This window comes from Methylobacterium sp. PvR107 (assembly GCF_017833295.1).
Classification (GTDB): Bacteria; Pseudomonadota; Alphaproteobacteria; order Rhizobiales; family Beijerinckiaceae; genus Methylobacterium.
This window is the reverse complement of record NZ_JAFIBW010000001.1, coordinates 48,523-65,557: the sequence shown is the minus strand read 5'-3', so window position 1 is coordinate 65,557 and position 17,035 is coordinate 48,523. Positions and strand designations below refer to the sequence as shown.

Genomic DNA, 17,035 nt, shown 5'->3' with positions numbered 1-17,035 from the left:
GGAAGCAAGTCGCGTCTCCGTCGTCCTCGAAACGTAGCGGCAGACGCTGTAGCCATTCGATCATAGGAGTTGATCAGGGTGATCACGGGCCCGCAGCTTCTCGCAGCACGGATCTCCATCCGCTGGTCGCCTGGTGAACTGTCTAAGCGCGCCAAAGTGCCTGTGAGCGTCGTGGCGCGAGCTGAGGGCAGCCCTGGCGAGCCGGCGGTCACCATCGCGCAGCTGAACGCCCTGATGCGGGCGCTACGCGCTGCTGGCGCCAGCTTTCCGCCGGCTGATCCTGATCAGAGTACCAGCAGCGGCCAGCCGTGAGCCACTTCAGAGACTGGTCCAGGGGCGACCCTGGCCTCCCGTTTGAGCATCTGATCAAATTCAACCCAGGGCAGTATCTTCGGACCAATATTAAATTTGTGCTAACGATACAGGTTGAGGAATGGACCGCCCTACGTGCGGGACAACGTCGGGTTGCCGCGTTGATCCCATACGGCCGGACCGATGAAGCTCCTCGACAATCTGAAGCTCCTCGCCAAGCTAGCGATCCCTGGCGCGCTTCTTGTGGCTGTCTCCATTGGCATGGTCCTCTTGGCCCGGAACAGCCTCTCCAATCTCGATGCCAACACGCAGGAGATTGTCGACTACAGCGCCCAACGCGCCGTCCTCGCCCTCCGGCTTGCCGTCGCCGTGGATGAGGCGACCATTCGCGAGAAGAATCTCATCATCGAGAGAGGCGGACCAGAGGGGCAGGCGCTCCGCGAACAGCATGGGGAAGCGGAGCGTGCTGCAACCAAGGCGGTCGATGAGTTGATCCGGCTATCCGACACGCCCGAGCGCCGCGCCATCAACGAGCAGCTGAAAGAGCTGACAGGTCGCTTCTTCTCGGCCTCGCGGACAGGGGTCGACTCCGTCCTGGAGGGCGATGTCGCCTCCGCGACGCGGCAGTCCAACGGTGAGGGGCGGACCGCGCGCAAAGCCCTCGTGGAGGCAGCCAACAAGCGCGTTTCCGCCAACGTCAGTGCCTTGGAAGAGGAAAAGCGGCGGGCAGGGGAGGTCGCTGCGGCGGCCACGCAGACCCTCACGATCGTCGCCGGGGTCGGCCTCTTCGTCGCCCTCGGCCTCCTCGGTGTCATCGTCATGTTCGGGATCGTGCGCCCGCTCAAGAGCCTCGTCAGTGTCCTTCAGCGCATGGCCAAAGGCGAGGTCGACGCGCAGATCCCCGAGGCGGTGCGCGGCGACGAGATCGGTGCGGTCGGCCGCGCAGTCAAGGGCATCCGAGACATGGTCGCGCAGAAGGCAGCCGAGCAGGCTGAGATCCGGCGCGTCGCCGACGAGGCCGCGGCGATCGAGCGGAAGCGCACCATGATCGAACTCGCCGACAGCTTCGAGCGCGCGGTGGGAGGCATCGTCGGCATGGTCTCCTCCTCGGCCACCGAGTTGCAGGCAACGGCAGGCGCGATGAGTGGCACCGCCTCAGAGACCGCGGCCCAGTCGAGCACGGTCGCTACCGCTGCGGAGGAGGCAGCGAGCAACGTCAGCACGGTTGCGGTAGCGGCTGAGGAGTTGGGCGCGTCAGTCCGGGAGATCGGCCGGCAGGTTCAGGGATCGACAGAACTGGCCCAGATCGCTGTGTTCGAGGCCGATAAAACCTCGGACATGGTCCAAGAGCTGAACGCCGCCGTGTCGCGGATCGGCGACGTGGTCGGCCTCATCTCGGGTATAGCCGGTCAGACCAATCTGCTGGCGCTGAACGCTACCATTGAGGCGGCACGTGCGGGGGCCGCAGGCAAGGGCTTTGCGGTGGTGGCCTCGGAGGTGAAGGCGCTGGCCGAGCAGACGGCTAGGGCGACGAACGAGATCTCAGGTCAGATCGCACAGGTTCAGACCTCGACGGGTCAGGCTGTGTCGGCGATCGGCGGGATCACGACGCGCATCCAGGAGATCAGCGCGGTGGCAACTTCGATTGCGGCGGCTGTCGAAGAGCAAGGGGCAGCCACCCAGGAGATCGTGCGCAACGTCAGCCAAGCGGCGCAAGGTACGGGCGAGGTAACCAGCAACATTTCCGGTGTCGCGGTTGCGGCTGAGGAGACTGGGGCGGCTGCGAGCCAAGTGCTTGGTGCAGCTTCTGAACTGTCGCGCCAATCCGAGGAGTTGCGCGCGGAAGTCGGCCGTTTCTTAGCGACGATCCGAGCGGCCTAACCCTCTATGAGCCTCATCCACAACGGGCGCACGAAGCTGACGGCGACGTTGCTGAACAGCATCGCGGCGGCGGCCGTGGCGGTCGGCGGGATCAGCCCAACCATCGCCGCGGCGTCGGGGGTCATCAGCTTCGGGCTCGCGGCGATCCTCCTCCCGGCTTGGATAGTTGTCGGTCTGGGCCTACACCTATTCGCACGCGCCATCCTCGGCCGACTGAGGGGCGCCCGATGAACGGCGACGGCTTTTTCTGGCTTCAACTCGCGGCACCCCTTAGCGGTGCTCGCGGCTGGTGGCTTCGTGTACTGGCTCACCGCTCGGCAGGATCGCCACGAGGCGGCACGACGCGGTAGGTAACGACCACATCCTGGCCCGCCTGCGCTGATCTACTCCACCGTGCGCCACTTCGCGGGCGGTAGGGTCTGCCCGGGCGTGGTGGCGTCCCGCTGTCAGAAGGTTCGCCGGTCGCTGGTTATGGCATCCGCTCAACTCGCACACTGACGGTTTACCGCTACGTGCACACCTGCGGAACGGGTCCTCGCACCGAGCACTTAGCGAACCGCCATGCTTTGGTCCTGCCTGATCCTCGTCGCTGAACACGGGTTCGTGCCCGCGCAGTGGGAGCGCGCCTCCGTGCGGAAGGAGGCGGTCCACGAAGCGCTCTTGCTCGGCTTCGTAGGTGCCGTCGTAGGCGTCGGGGCGCTCGCGTTCCTGATGGGATCGATCGAGATCAGCGGCATAACCCACTGCGTGAACTGGCAGCGAAGGCACAACCTGGTGCGGCTGGACGACGGGCCCCTACCGGCCCTTGCCCCGGAGCGCGCCAGCCATCTGCTGCTCAAGCCCCATGCTGTCGCTCCCGGTCGAACGGCCAGGATGTAGAACGATGGGGGTTGGCGGTCCGTCCAATCTGGGCCTGGACCGACTGCCATTACCGACTGTCAATCCGATCCGGGATCTGGGCAGAGGCGACCGTTGAGCCTCGGCTAACCGCCCTTCGCCATCCTGTGGCTCGGGCCGCGTTGCGTACTGGCCCCGGCCGTGAGGAGCGGCACTGAGCCCCGCCGCCCCGTGATCAAATCGAGCGGCGGGGTCTCTCTTCCATCTGAGCCGCGTGTCGGCCTCGTCCTGGCTGCCCGCGTGCGGCCGCTCGGAGTTGCTATGTCTGACCCGCGGCAGATGCCGGTTCTTGTTGTCGATGACGTGCCCATGATCCGTGTGGTGGTCCGCGCCGTGCTGGAGCAGGTCGGGGTCAGTGACGTTCACGAAGCTCCTGACGGCGCAGCCGCGCTCGCGATGCTTGATGAGCGCTCCTACGGCCTCGTCATTTCGGACCTGCACATGTCCCCGATGTCGGGCTTCGAGCTACTGCACCGGGTGCGAGAGGACCGCCGCCTGCGTGAGACGCTGTTCGTGATGATGACGATTAAGGAGCACGCCCACGCCTTCACGGCGGTGCGGAAGGCCGGTGTGAATGCCTGCCTCACGAAGCCCTTCATGCCCGCGGCCCTGCGGAAAACGCTCGAAGGGCTCTGGGGTGGCGAAGACGAGAAACCTAGCGAGGATCCTAAAACAGCTACCGTTCTGCTGTGGCCGATTTTCCATAAGGGCTTGATCAGATCGGGCGACGGGGCGGACGCACGGCGAGCGCCGATCGGCGGCAACGATCCGTTAACCATAATGGCCGAGGTACCTGTCAGCGATCGGCTGGGGACTGAGCGTTGGAAGAGCAGCACCGAGACCCGGATGTACGGTCTCGCGGTGCGGCCTCGTCGGCGCAGTCGCAACAAGCCCGCACCTGGAACACCAGGGCGGGCTTCTATCGCCAGATCAAGCAGCGACGCCGATCTGCCTTAGGTAAGCACCTGCGGATGCGGCGAGGGCGTGCCGGAGTACCGCTTCGGGTCCAGCGGGCAGCCGGTATGCACCCTGCGATGAGAAAACCTCCGGCTGCCGTTCTCGGCGTATGACCCTGAGAGTACCACCGCGCCGTGGCAGGACGGGCAACGCTTGAGCGCCATCACGTAGGCGCTCTTCGCCTCAGCGACACCGATCGAGCGCCAGACACCTTCGATTTTCGCTTCGCAGGTCTGAGCATCGGGTGTGGACATATCTGGGAGGTGCCATGCTGGGGCCAGCCCGTAACGGTGTCGGGCCGCAGGGTTCTAGCTCGCCCGCTTTGCATTCCAACTGCCGTCACACGCAACGAGTCCGCCCAACGTGCGCCATGTGCCGCTGCCGCTGCCCTTTGCGGTCAGGCTGCCGGCGATCGGCACCTTGTTGGTGCCGCTGGTGATCGTGGCCCGCACGGCGCCACCTGCCGACACACCGCCATCGATGTCGACGTCCTGCCCGGGGATGGAAGCATCGCTGTCCTTGATCTGCACGTGATAGCTCGTGCTGGCCGAGCAGGGGCCTTGAGCCGTAGTGGCCACGATGGTCCAAGAGCCGTCGTACTGGTTCGGTACACGCACCCTCTTCGTCGCAGCATGAACCGGGCTGAGAGCGCCTGCAGTCAGGCCAGCGGCGAGGATCAAGAGAGAGGTACGTGCCATAGATAGCTCCGACGGTCGCGCCGTCGCTGTTAACGACGCGTTCGGACAACAGATGCTTTAAAGAAATCGTTTCAAAAATCGTTTGGGCAGCGACCCAGTCGAAAAATGGTTTAAAAACGGGACCGCGAAACTCGAACGCGAAACTTTCCAACATGTCCGTCCGTAATGGCAAATTATCTGAACTCATCATTTGATGAGTATGGCACAGATATCGAGCTGACTTAGGAACTTTGGCGAGAGTTGCAGGCTTTTGTGAGCCATGCGGGCGATCAGTCCGCGCCCACAGGAGATCTCGCATGAAGAAGATGAAGTTTGCGCTTGCCGCCGCCACCCTGCTTGGAGGCATCGCCTTCAGTGCTGGTTCGGTGTCAGCAGCTCCGATGTCCGCCAGCGGCCTCCACACCGACCAATCCGGCGTTACTCAGGTTCGCATGATGCACGGCGACCGCATGATGATGAAGAAGCGCATGATGCATCAGCGGATGATGCGCCGTCACATGATGAAGAAGCGAATGACTCACCGCATGTGAGGCGCTCACCACCACGTGGAAGGGCTCCTGCTAAAGCCCTTCCACCATGAACCGCTCTGCTTGATCAAGAGACCGACGCTTTGTCCCGCACCTACAAGCTCTCGGCGGTGCCCGCCTCTCGTACACTGGATACTTCCGCTGGATCGTGACGTTCGCGGATGGCCTCTTCTCCGAGCGATCGACCTATCCCTACGCGACCAAGGCGGCGGCCATGATCGTAGGCCGGATCCGAATGGCGGATCTCAGCGTCGGCCGACAAGGGACGGAACCGCTTATCCGGCGGCAAGATTGATTGTTATCCCTTGCGGTGACGGAGATGCCGGACGATAGCCAACCCTGGCATACCCGACCCCGACGGACCGGACCTACCAACACCCGGTGAGCCGCCGCCGACCGAACCCATGCCCGGCGATCCGCCGATGCCACAGCCACCCAGCGATCCGGTCGGGCCAGACTTGGTGCCGGGTGTTCCGGTTGGCCCCGGCACGCTGATTTGAAGTGCAATTGAGAAGGGCCGAGTGGCGGTATCGTTACGGCTCGCCTGCTCAATCCTACCCGTCCATGAACCCCATCCGCTCCGGCGACGAGTTCAGCGCCGGTCATCACCTCACCGTTCACCCGCCACAGACCGGGATCCTTGTCGAAGCGCTCGACTGAGGGGCCCCCGGATTTTGGTCCGGCCGAAAGGTGAGCCTCCGGGTCTCATTCGGCGGCCTGCAGGGCCGCCGCCAAGGCGAATTCCTGGGGCGTTCGCCACCCCAGGGCGGTGTGAGGACGGCTCTCGTTGTAGTGCCGCCGCCACGGCTCGGTCTTGCTCCTCGCGTCGGGCAACGACAAGAACCAGTTCGCGTTCAGGCACTCGTCGCGCAGCCGGCCGTTGAACGACTCGACCAGTGCGTTGTCGGTCGGCTTGCCAGGGCGCGAGAAGTCCAACGTGACACCGTTCTCGTAGGCCCAGCGGTCGAGGGCTTTCGAGACGAACTCAGGCCCGTTATCGACCTGAATCGCGCACGGTACTCCGCGCAGCAGCGCCAAGCGGCCGACGACAGCCACGACCTGCTCGCTTTTGATGCCTGGTCGACCTCGATCGCCAGAGCCTCGCGCGTGAACGCATCGACGACGGTCAGGGCCCGCAGTCGGCGGCCGTCGAACAGAGCGTCGGAGACGAACTCCATCGACCAGCGTTCGTTCGGCCGGAGCGCAGCAGGCTGACGCTCACGGTGTGCCGCGCTGACGTGCCGGCGCGGTCGCTTGAGCCGCAGGCTCAGCCCCTCGTCCCGGTAGAGACGGTGGACCCTCTTATGGTTCACCCGCCAGCCCTCCCGGCGCAGCAGGATGTAGATCCGGAAATAACCGTAGCGCACCCGGCTTTTGGCCAGATCACAGATGCGCATCCGCAGCGGTGCCTGATCGGGCTTGGTCGAGCGGTAGCGGATGCCCGACCGGCCGACGCCGAGCGCGGCGCAGCCGCGCCGCTCGCTCACCCCGTGCGCCTCCTGAACCGGGTGCACGAGCTCGCGTCGCCGAGCAGGCGTCAGAGCTTTTTTGCGAGCACGTCCTGCAGGATGTGCTTGTCGAGGCTCAGATCGGCGACGAGCTGCCTGAGCTTGCGGTTCTCGTCCTCGAGCTGCTTCAGCCGCCGCAACTCGCCCGTCCCCAAGCCACCGTAGAGCTTCTTCCAGAGGTAAAACGTCTGTTCGGAGATGCCCATCCGGCGCAGCCCCTCCGCGACCGGTGTCCCGGTCTCGGCCTGCTTCAGCGCGAAGGCGATTTGTTCTTCACACGCACTCTCTTATGGGTCTGATCGATGAAAATGAGCAGAGCACGGCTCCTTGGAGAGCTGCGCCGGCCGAAGGGACGAAACCGGTGGCATGCCGACCTTCTTCATCTCGCTTAGGCACTTAGCGCTGACCATCGCCTCACACTCATCAGAGCGCGCTTTGGCGAAGCAGGAGCCGTGCGCGCCAGAGGACCGCCGCTTGCATCGGGCGTCAATCGAAGGTCGACAATGTGGCCCGACCGGCCGCTTTGCGTCGTTCAGTTGCGGAGGCTCCTCGCGGCTTGGCTTCCTGAGCGACCGCGGTGAGTGCGACGGCCGCCCCGCGGAGGTGAAGCAATGCCCCGTAAGACGCTGATCAAGAGAGCAGATTGGGCGATCGCCTGGGATGGGGCGACGAGCCAACATGTCTACCAGCGCGGTATCGACGTCGCTTTCACCGAAGATCGCATCCTCTACGTCGGTCCCGACTTCACGGGCACTGCAGACCAGATTTTCGATGGGCGCGACCTGATGGTGATGCCCGGGCTCGTCGACGTTCACTCCCATCTCGGACACGAACCAGCCTACCGCGGCATCCGCGAGGAGCACGGCGTCCCGAGCATGTATATGACCGGGCTGTACGAGCGCTCCCAAGCCTTCGATACCACCGACCCTGGCCTGCGCTGCGCCGCCACCGAGGTCGCCCTGTGCGAACTGCTGAAGAGCGGTGTCACCAGCATCTGCGACATCACCGCGCCCTACGAAGGCTGGACCGAGACTATCGCGAGAAGCGGCATTCGTGGCTTCCTCGCCCCCGGCTTCGCTTCGGCCCGCTGGCGCCTGGAGAACGGCCACAGCCTCGGCTTCGCCTGGGACGAGGCAGGGGGCCGGCGCGGCCTCGACACGGCCCTCGCCCTCATCGACAGCCTGCCCGCGCACCCGTCAGGCCGGCTCTCCGGCGTGGTGTCGCCGATGCAGATCGAGAACTGTACCGACGATCTCCTGCGCGACAGCCGGGCCGCCGCGCTCGAGCGTGGCATCCCTTTTACCCTGCACCTCTCCCAGGGCGTGCTCGAACTGCAGGAGATGACGCGCCGACACGGGGTCACCTCGATCCGCCACGCGACCGATCTCGGGATCCTCGGGCCAGGGACCATCCTCGGCCACGCGATCTTCCTGGACACCCATTCCTGGATCCGAGGCTGGACCCGCGATGACCTGCGCCTCTTGGCCGAGAGCGGCTGCGCGGTCGCGCACTGCCCGACGCCGTTCGCCCGCTATGGCCAGATCCTCGAGAGCTTCGGCGCCTACATGCGCGCCGGTATCACGATGGCGCTCGGCACCGACACGAGCCCGCACAACATGCTGGAGGAGATCCGCAAGGCCGGCACCTTCAGCCGGATCGCCGCCCGCGACATCACCGATGTCTCGACCGGCATGCTGTTCCACGCCGCCACTGTGGGCGGCGCGAGCGCGCTGCTGCGCGACGATCTCGGCCGACTGGCTGTCGGTGCGCGTGCCGATATCGTGCTGGTGGATCTGAAGCAGCCCGACATGATGCCGGCCCGCGATCCGCTGCGCTCGCTCGTCTTCCATGCGGCCGACCGAGCCGTGCGGGATGTGTTCGTGGCGGGCCGTCAGGTGGTGGCAAACGGGCACGTGACAGATCTCGATCACCGTGCCGCGGCCGAGCGCCTTACCGAAGCCCAGGCGAGGATGATGGCCCTGTGCCCGAGCCGCGACTACCGCGGTCGGACTGTCGACGTGCTCACCCCGTTGAGTCTGCCTTTGCGCGGCTGAGGTCCGAGGGCCCGGCGTGAGCTGTCGTCCTAAACCCGCTGTCTAACCCCAAGAAGATGTCGTCTATCGCAAGACGAAGGATCGCATGACCGACGGGCGGCGCATCCTCGGTCAGACGACGACCGGCCGCAGCGCCTCGCCCATCCAGCGCGCGATCGCCGTCATCCGCGCGTCCGTGCCGGGCTGCCCCACGACCTGAATGCCCATCGGCAGGCCGCCCACGGCCGTGAGGGGGACCGTCACAACGGGCGCGCCGAGGAGCGAGCTCGGCGTGTTGAACACGGAATCCCCCGTCGGGCGCGGCGCGAGCGGCGCGCCGGGACGATCGCCTGACCAGGGCGGCGCCGGTCCGGGCGAGGCCGGCGCGATCAGCGCGTCGAGCGTGGGGGCGAGCGTCGCGTACACGGAGCGCACCGCCTCCCGCCGCCGCAGCAGATCTTGGTAGCCCTCGATCCCTAGGCGCTCCGCGGTCGCGACCGTGGCCTTGGCCCGCGCGCTGACGCCGTCCGGGTGCTGAGCCACGAGGTTGCGGATCGCCCAGTGGTTCTCCCAGGCGGTGATCGTGTTGGCCATCTCGCGCACGCCGACGAGGGCGCGCTCGAGGCGCTCGATCGCGGGGTCGTCCCGGCGGCGCAGCACCGTGACGCCGGCAGCGGCGATCTGCGCCACCACCGCCTCGAAGGCCGCCCGCGACGCATCGTCGAGCGCCTCCCACCCTTCCGTCTCCATCACCGACACGGTGAGCGGCCGATGCGAGGCGGGCGGGTCCGCGGGGCCGGCGAGCGGGGCGCGGCCCGGATCTCCGCCGGCCCGGCGGGCGATCTCGATCGACACGCGCCACATGTCGTTCGCGCAGGTCGCGTGCACGCCGTGCGTGCTCATGCTGGTCGCCTGTCGCTCGCCGCGGTTGATCGCGCCCTGGGACGGCTTCAGGGCCCAGTTGCCGCAGTAACTCGCCGGCCGGATGATCGAGCCGCCGACCTGACTGCCGATCGCGGCCGGCACCATCCCGGCCGCGACCGCGGCGGCTGAGCCCGAGGACGACCCCCCCGGCGTGCGCGCCGGATCGAACGGGTTCGTCGTCGCCGGCGGGTGCGTGCCGCCGAGTTCGGCCGTGGTGGTCTTGCCGAGGACCACCGCCCCGGCCTCGCGCAGCGCCCAGACCGCGGCGTTGTCGCGTCGGGGAAAGTTGCCCGCGTAGGCCGCGCAGCCCATCTGGGTCGGCATGTCGCGCGTCTCGAGGAGGTCCTTGATCCCCACCGGCATGCCGTCGATCGGCGAGAGCGGCTGCCCCGCCCGCCAGCGCGCGCCGCTGGCGTCCGCGGCTTCCCGCGCCCCGGCCTCGTTCACGACCACGAAGGCCCGCACCACGGGCTCGCGCTCGGCGATCACCGCGAGGCAGCGCTCCAGATAGGCTCGCGGGGAATCGGCGCCCGAGCGGAACGCCTCCGCGGCGGCGTCGAAGCCCGAGGTCCGGCGGCTCGGATCGTAGGGGGCCATCTCTGCTCCTCGGGTCAGTCGAATTCCGGCAGCGACGGATGCCGGTCCGCCCAGGGCATCGCCCGCTCAAAGGCGGCCGCGACCTGCAGCAGGCGGGCATCTTCGCCGACGGGTCCGACGAGCTGGATCGCGACCGGCAGTCCCGCTTCGTCGAACCCGCAGGGCAGGCTTACCGCCGGGTTGCCGGTGAGGTTGAACGGCATCGTGTACGGGTACCAAGCCGCGCGCAGGTTCGGCACGGCTCTCCCGTCGATCGTGATCGGCCCGAAGAAGTCCTGGTCGATCGGCAGGGCCGTGCGCGACAGGGTCGGCATCGCCAGGACGTCGATGTCGCTGAACCACGATTGCACCTGCCGGAAGAGGCCGGTGCGCGCGAAGATCGCCGCGTAGAGCTCGGCCGCCGAGACGTCGCACACCCGGTCCATCTGGCGCACGAAGGTCGGGCACAGGATCTCCCGGTGGTGCGCGAGGTGGTGGCCGAACTGCGCCCTGCGATAGGCGCCGTTGCTGACGAACCAGAGGGCCTCCGGGTTCTCGAACGGCGCCTCGTGGACGCGCGTCTCGGCGCCGAGATCCGCCAGGGCGGCGACCGCCCGCTCGCAGGCAGCCAGCACGTCGGCCGCCACGTGAGCATTGCCGAGCAGCGGCCGCCAGCCGACGCGCAGCCCGGCGAGGGGCTTCGTGCCCGGACGGAGCGTGTCCAGGGCCGCAACGAAGCCCGGCTGGGGCCGGCCCGCGCTGAGCGGGTCCCGAGGGTCGGGTCCGGCCATTGCGTCGAGCATCAGCGCCGTGTCGCGGACGGTGCGGGTCATCGGCGTCACGTAGGAGATGTTGCCGAACCCGTCCTGGGCGTATTCCTGCGGCACGACGCCGAGCCCCTGCTTGAAGCCGACGACGCCGTTGCAGGCGGCGGGGATCCGGGTCGAGCCGCCGCCGTCGGTGGCGACTGCGAGCGCTGTCAGTCCCGCAGCCGCGGCCACGGCCGCCCCGCCGCTGGAGCCGCCCGACGTGCGGCCCGCGTCCCAGGCGTTGCGCGTGCGTCCGAACAGGGGCGCTTGGGTCAGGCATTGCTGCCCGAATTCCGGCGTGGTGGTCTTACCCACGACGATCGCGCCGGAAGCCTTTAGGCGGGTCACGACCTCCGCGTCGGCCTCCGGCACGTGCTCGGCGAAGACGCGCGAGCCCCAGGTGGTGCGGATCCCGGCGGTCGGAACGAGATCCTTGATCGAGACCGGCAGACCGTGCAGCGGCTCCAGCGGCTCTCCGCGCATCACCGCGGCCTCCGCTGCCCGGGCGCCGGCGAGCGCCTGCTCCTCCGCGACGGTGATGAAGGCGTTCAGCACCGGTTGGGCCCTGACGATACGCGCGAGCGTCGCCGTCATGAGCTCCACCGGTGACAGCCGCCGCGTTCGGATCAGGGTCGCGAGTTCCGCCGCGGGCATGTAGGCGAGGTCATCCGCCATGATCCCGATCTCCTCAAGCCCGCCGCACGTTCCAGAAGGTGCTGAAGCCCTTCAGGATGCCGGTGAGGTCGCGCTTGGCCGCCGTGGCGTAGAAGGCTTGCCCCAGCGGCATGAAAGGCACCTCGGCCATCGCCCGTGCCTGAATATCCCTGCAGATCGCCCGCTGCTGCGCGGGATCGCCGCTCGCCAGCCACTGGGCGCGCAGATCCTCCACCCGCGCGTCGGTCGGCCAGCCGAACCACGCGCGCTCGCCGGTGCCGCGCAGTGCCAGGTAGCCCGCGGGGTCGAGGAGGTCCTGGCCGGAGAAGGTCGTGAAGAACGCGCTCCACCCGCCCTGCGCGACCGGCTCCTTCTTAGCGCGGCGCTGCACCACAGTGCCCCAGTCGGTGACCTGCGGGTCGACGTTCATGCCGATGCGACGCATCAGGTCGGCCGCCACCTCGCCGAGCGCCCGGAGCTTGGGGCTGTCGGTCGAGATCAGCACCACCGCGCGCTCGCCCCGATAGCCCGCCGCCTCCAGCGCGCGCTTGGCCTCCTCGACCGGCCGCGGGCTCGCCAGGACGTCGAGGCCGGCCTCGCTCGCCATCGGCGTGCCGGGCGGGAAGACGCCGACCCCGTCGCGCCACAGGGCGCGGTCCTCGCCCATCATCGCCAGCATGAAGTCCTCCTGGCGCACGGCCGAGAGGACGGCGCGGCGCACGCCCGGATTGTCGAAGGGCGGGTGCAGGTGATTCACCCGCATCAGGGCGACGTTGCCGAGGGGATCGCCCTGGAAGACCTGCAGGTCGCGGCTGCGGCGCAGGACCGGCAACAGGTCGGTGGGTGGATTGTAGAACATGTCGACCTCCCCCGCGACGAGGGCGTTGACGGCGGTGGCCGCGTCCGGCTGGACGAGCCACTCGACCCGATCGAAATGCACGATCTTCGGCCCAGCGGTGCCGCTCGGCGTCCCGGTCTCGCGCGGGCGATAGCCCTCGAACCGGGTGTACACGGCGCGCGCGCCGACGACGCGCTCGTCCGCTTTGAAGCGGAACGGGCCGCTCCCGACGATCTCGGTGAGCTGGGTGAAGGCGTCGGTCCGCGCCAGCCGCTCGGGCATGATCGCGGGGTAGGGGGCGCCGTTACGGGCCAGGGCGTAGGGCAAGAGCGGGAAGGGCCGCTTGAGGCGGAAGCGGATGGTGCCGTCGTCGGGAGCCGTGAGTTCGTCGGTCACGGCCATCAGCGCCCCGCCGAAGGCGTCACGGCGCGCCCAGCGCACGAGGCTCGCGACGCAATCCCGGGCGAGTACGGCCGAGCCGTCGTGGAAGTTCAGTCCCGGCCGCAGGGTAAGTTCCCAGGTGAGGCCATCGTCCGAGACCGAGTGGCCGGCCAGCATCTGGGGCTGGGGCATCAGCCGTTCGTCGAGGGCGAACAGCGTGTCGTAGACCATCGCCGCGTGGTCGCGGGTGACGTAGGCGGTGCTCCAGGTGGGGTCGAGGACCGTGACGTCGGTGTAGGGCACGTAGCGCAGGACGCGCGTGCCCTGCGCGGCGACGCGGCTCGGCCGTGCGATGCCCGCGGTGAGGGCCGGGGCCGCTGCGAGCTGGAGGAAACGACGGCGATCCATCCCGCACCTCATCGAGCACGCACGCGCCCGGCGCGCCGGTCAGGGTCCCATCCCCGGGGGAACATGGCAAGCCGCATGCCGGCGGCGCGCTCGGGCCTAGCCGCCGGTTGATCGGCGGTCCAGGATGGAAGCGATCCGCGTCATCCTTCGGCACAGCCGATGCAAAGGGTGGCGGTGGCCGGCCGTTCCGGCCTCGATAAAACGGGACCCCAGCATGCCGCCGCAGGAAGCATCCAGATCGCCGGTCCGCGGCGGACGCGTCGCGATCGCCGGCCTCGGCACCGTCGGGCGCGCCGTGGGGCGCGCTCTCGACGGGGGAGCCATCCCCGGACTGAGCCTGACCGCCGTCGCGGTCCGCGATGCCGGCAAAGCCCGCGCCGCGCTCGCGGCGCTCGCTGCGCCGCCCGAGGTCGTCACCGCGTTCGACGCTCTGGAGCCGCGGGCCGACATCGTGCTGGAATGCGCGCCGTCCCAGCACCTCCCCGCGATCGTGCGGCCGTTCGTGACGGCGGGCAAGACGGCCGTCGTGCTGAGCTGTGGGGCGCTGCTCGACCACGAGGACCTCGTGGCGACCGCCCGCGCCCACGGCGGGCAGATCGTCGTGCCGACCGGCGCCTTGCTCGGCCTCGACGCCGTGACGGCCGCCGCGGAGGGGACGATCCACACCGTGCGGATGATCACCCGCAAGCCCGTGCGCGGCCTCGTCGGCGCGCCCTACCTCTTGGAAAACGGGATCGAGATCGCCAGCATCACCGAGCCGATGCGGGTCTTCTCCGGCAGCCCGCGCGAGGCGGCCCGCGGGTTTCCGGCCAACCTCAATGTCGCGGTCGCGCTCTCACTCGCCGGCATCGGCCCGGACCGGACCGAGCTCGAGATCTGGGCCGATCCTGTCCTCGACCGCAACACCCACCGCATCGAGGTCGAGGCCGACGCGGCGCGGTTCTCCATGACGATCGAGAATGTGCCGACCGACGAGAACCCCCGGACGGGCCGCATCACGGCCCTGTCGGTCATCGCCTACCTGCGCAAGCTCGCCGCCCCCCTCCGGGTCGGCACCTGACGGGCCGGGCCGGGCTGGCACATACCGTGCTGCCGGTCGCCTGCGCCCGGGCCAGCATCCGCGCGCGGATGCCCCCTCAGACCCGGAGCGGCCCGTGACACCGACGAGCGACGAGACCCGGTCCGAGATCGAGCGGGCGACGATGCGGCGCGTCACGCTCCGGATCATGCCGCTGCTGATGCTGGGCTTCCTCGTCGCCTTCATCGACCGGGTGAACGTCGGCTTCGCGGCGTTGCAGATGAATGCCGATGCCGGACTCTCGGCCTCGGTCTTCGGCCTGGGCGCGGGCCTGTTCTTCGTCGCCTACTTCCTGTTCGAGGTGCCCTCGAACCTGATGCTCGAGCGGTTCGGCGCCCGGCTGTGGCTGGCCCGGATCATGATCACCTGGGGGGTGATCTCCGCGGCCACCGCGCTCGTCGTCGGACCGGTCTCATTCTGCGCGGTGCGCTTCCTGCTCGGTGCGGCGGAGGCCGGCTTCTATCCCGGCGTGATCTTCTACCTGACGCACTGGTTCCCGAAGGCCTATCGCGCCCGGGTGATCGCCCTCTTCGCGGTGGCCGTGCCCCTGTCGAACTTCGTCGGCTCGCCGCTCTCGGCGGCGCTGCTCGGGCTCGACGGCTGGCTCGGTCTGCGCGGCTGGCAGCTGATGTCGATCGTCGAGGCGATGCCGGCCGCGGTGCTGGGCTTGCTCGTCCTCCGGTTCCTCCCGGAGGGCCCGGACCGGGCGCCCTGGCTCGACGCGGCGCAGCGCGGCTGGCTCACCGGACGTTTGGACGCCGAGCGCGCGGAGCAGCCGCTGGTCCGGCCGTCCGTCTGGCGGGTGATCCTCGATCGGCGCGTGCTGGCGGCCGGCCTGATCTTCGCCGGCAGCGTCGGCGCGAGCGCGTGCCTGTCAATCTGGCAGCCGCAGATCTTCAAGTCCTACGGCCTTTCGACCATGCAGATCGGCCTGCTCAACTCGGTACCCTTTGGAGTCGCGGCCGGGCTGATGGTGCTCTGGGCCCGACGCTCGGACCGCACGGGGGAGCGGGCCTGGCACGTCGCCGGGCCGCAGGCGCTCACCGCGCTCTGCCTCGCGGCGGCGCTGGCCGCCCAGGGGTTCGGGCCGACGGTCGCGATCCTGTTCCTGGCGATCCTGGGGACCTACGCCGTCAAGGGCCCGTTCTGGGCCATGGTCACGGAATGGCTGCCGCCGGGTGCGTCTGCGGCGGGAATCGCGCAGATCAACGCCATCGGCAATCTCGGTGCCTTCGTCGGGACGTACCTGATGGGCGTGATCAAGGACGCGAGCGGCAGCTACGCGCTGGGCCTGCTGCCGCTCGCCCTGGTCACGGCCACGGGCGCCGCGCTCGCGCTGGGTTTGGGCCGCACGCGCGCGCCGCTGAGCCCCGTTCTACCGGGTGAGCGGGCGTAGACCGCGACGCTCGCCCCGCGGGCGAAGACCCGCGAGGCAGGATGAGGGGCAACTCCCAGCTTCGAGCACCGCCCGCTCCGCGCTCTATGGCCGACAGCCCGCCCTCGCTGTCCGGGATCACTTCCCCGGGCGACCGTGCGGCGATGCCGCGAAGCGACGCGTCCCGGTGCGGTCGTATCCGGCGTCTCCGGGGCCGCGCTCGGACGGGGAAGGGCGCGACAGGCGGGGCGGCGGACGGCGGCCGGACGCGGCCCATCGTGTGTAGAGTGCGGCGCTCCACAATCCGACGCATCCCGTCGGTTCGCGCGATCGCGGGCGTCGCGCCCGAGGAGAAATGCCATGTGCCGAGCTCAGCTGCTGTCGATCGCCTGCTGCATGGCTGCGCTAAGCCCGCCCGCGGCGGCGGCGGCCGACATCCGTGTGCTCGCAACGGGCGTCTACGCGTCCAGCCTGCGCGACCTCGCCGGGCCGTTCGAGGCAATGACCGGCGATCACCTCGTCCTGACGATCACCAATGCGGGCGGCGTCCTCGCCAAGCTTGCTGCGCACGAAGATGCCGACGTGGTCATGACCGCCTCGGCCGGCATCGACGCGCTGGTCGCGCGCGGCGACGTCCGGCCGGAGACCAAGTTCGATGTCGCACGCATGCGGCTCGGCGCCGCCGTCAAATCCGGGGCCGCGCTCCCCGACCTGACGGGCGAGGCGGGTTTCCGCACCGCGCTCCTCGCGGCGCCCACCGTGGCCTACATCGATCCCAAGGGCGGCGGCTCGGCGGGCGCCTTCTTCGACGGGATGCTGACCCGGCTCGGCCTCGCTGAGGCCGTGCAGGCCAAAGTGGTGCTCTGCGCCACCGGCGCCGAAGTGGCATCGGCCGTCGCCTCGGGCCGGGCAGCGATCGGGCTGACACAGGCCAGCGAGCTCATCGACGCACCGGGTGTGGCGTTCGCGGGGTTCCTGCCCGAGGCCGTCAACACGTGGACGCCCTACGCCGCCGCCGTCACGACGACGACGCAGGACCCGAGCGCGGCACGCGCCTTCATCGCCTTCGTGACCGGACCGAACGGGAGCGCCCGGCTGAAGCAGGCGGGTTGGGACGTCCCGCCACGCTGAGGGAAGGACCCGTACCAGCGGGACATCCGAGGGGTTCAGCGGTCTCGA

13 protein-coding genes and 1 pseudogene are annotated in these 17,035 nt (G+C 68.7%); 8 read left to right on the top strand and 6 right to left on the bottom strand.

Annotation, left to right across the window (positions count from 1 at the left end):
- The first annotated feature begins 495 nt into the window (after window positions 1–495).
- Window positions 496–2,193 carry a methyl-accepting chemotaxis protein gene (locus tag JOE48_RS00280; protein WP_210025814.1) on the top strand — a complete coding sequence of 566 codons (1,698 nt, stop codon included), beginning with the start codon at window positions 496–498 and terminating at the stop codon, window positions 2,191–2,193.
- Here JOE48_RS00280 and JOE48_RS30735 read toward each other — a convergent pair.
- Window positions 2,190–2,318, bottom strand: coding sequence for a hypothetical protein (locus JOE48_RS30735; protein ID WP_280921281.1), 129 nt, complete (start codon window positions 2,316–2,318; stop codon window positions 2,190–2,192). The genes JOE48_RS00280 and JOE48_RS30735 overlap by 4 nt on opposite strands.
- A gap of 436 nt (window positions 2,319–2,754) precedes the next feature.
- Between JOE48_RS30735 and JOE48_RS00275 the strand changes: the two genes are divergently transcribed.
- Window positions 2,755–3,072: a hypothetical protein gene (locus tag JOE48_RS00275; protein ID WP_210025812.1), complete on the top strand. Its 318-nt coding sequence runs from the start codon at window positions 2,755–2,757 to the stop codon at window positions 3,070–3,072.
- A 279-nt stretch (window positions 3,073–3,351) separates the two neighbouring features.
- Window positions 3,352–4,047 (top strand): response regulator, encoded by a 696-nt coding sequence (locus JOE48_RS00270; protein ID WP_210025810.1) that lies wholly within the window; start codon window positions 3,352–3,354, stop codon window positions 4,045–4,047.
- A 308-nt stretch (window positions 4,048–4,355) separates the two neighbouring features.
- Here the strand turns inward: JOE48_RS00270 and JOE48_RS00265 are convergent, their stop codons facing one another.
- Window positions 4,356–4,745 carry a heme utilization protein gene (locus JOE48_RS00265; RefSeq protein WP_210025808.1) on the bottom strand — a complete coding sequence of 130 codons (390 nt, stop codon included), beginning with the start codon at window positions 4,743–4,745 and terminating at the stop codon, window positions 4,356–4,358.
- A gap of 296 nt (window positions 4,746–5,041) precedes the next feature.
- On the opposite strand from JOE48_RS00265, the gene JOE48_RS00260 reads away from it, so the two are divergent.
- A complete protein-coding gene (locus JOE48_RS00260) occupies window positions 5,042–5,275 on the top strand; it encodes a hypothetical protein (RefSeq protein WP_210025806.1) in 234 nt (77 codons plus the stop codon).
- Between the two features lie 702 nt (window positions 5,276–5,977).
- Here JOE48_RS00260 and JOE48_RS00255 read toward each other — a convergent pair.
- A pseudogene (locus JOE48_RS00255) lies at window positions 5,978–7,046 on the bottom strand (IS3 family transposase).
- A gap of 345 nt (window positions 7,047–7,391) precedes the next feature.
- On the opposite strand from JOE48_RS00255, the gene JOE48_RS00250 reads away from it, so the two are divergent.
- Window positions 7,392–8,834 (top strand): amidohydrolase family protein, encoded by a 1,443-nt coding sequence (locus JOE48_RS00250; RefSeq protein WP_210025804.1) that lies wholly within the window; start codon window positions 7,392–7,394, stop codon window positions 8,832–8,834.
- 111 nt (window positions 8,835–8,945) lie between these two features.
- Here the strand turns inward: JOE48_RS00250 and JOE48_RS00245 are convergent, their stop codons facing one another.
- Genes JOE48_RS00245 through JOE48_RS00235 form a run of 3 tightly spaced genes read right to left on the bottom strand, consistent with a single transcriptional unit; the run spans window position 8,946 to window position 13,403 of the window.
- Entirely contained in the window at window positions 8,946–10,334 is a 1,389-nt protein-coding gene (locus JOE48_RS00245) for an amidase (protein ID WP_210025801.1), read from the bottom strand.
- Between the two features lie 14 nt (window positions 10,335–10,348).
- Window positions 10,349–11,797, bottom strand: a complete 1,449-nt coding sequence (locus tag JOE48_RS00240) for an amidase (RefSeq protein ID WP_210025799.1) — start codon at window positions 11,795–11,797, stop codon at window positions 10,349–10,351.
- Window positions 11,798–11,810: 13 nt separating this feature from the next.
- Complete coding sequence (locus JOE48_RS00235; protein WP_210025797.1) at window positions 11,811–13,403, bottom strand: ABC transporter substrate-binding protein; 1,593 nt, start codon at window positions 13,401–13,403, stop codon at window positions 11,811–11,813.
- Between the two features lie 214 nt (window positions 13,404–13,617).
- Between JOE48_RS00235 and JOE48_RS00230 the strand changes: the two genes are divergently transcribed.
- From JOE48_RS00230 to JOE48_RS00220, 3 genes are all read left to right on the top strand, one after another.
- A complete protein-coding gene (locus JOE48_RS00230; protein ID WP_210025795.1) occupies window positions 13,618–14,463 on the top strand; it encodes an aspartate dehydrogenase in 846 nt (281 codons plus the stop codon).
- A 94-nt stretch (window positions 14,464–14,557) separates the two neighbouring features.
- The gene (locus tag JOE48_RS00225; RefSeq protein WP_210025793.1) at window positions 14,558–15,877 is read left to right on the top strand and encodes an MFS transporter; all 1,320 of its coding nucleotides are present in this window, start codon (window positions 14,558–14,560) and stop codon (window positions 15,875–15,877) included.
- Between the two features lie 339 nt (window positions 15,878–16,216).
- Window positions 16,217–16,987: a molybdate ABC transporter substrate-binding protein gene (locus tag JOE48_RS00220; protein ID WP_210025790.1), complete on the top strand. Its 771-nt coding sequence runs from the start codon at window positions 16,217–16,219 to the stop codon at window positions 16,985–16,987.
- Window positions 16,988–17,035 lie beyond the last annotated feature (48 nt).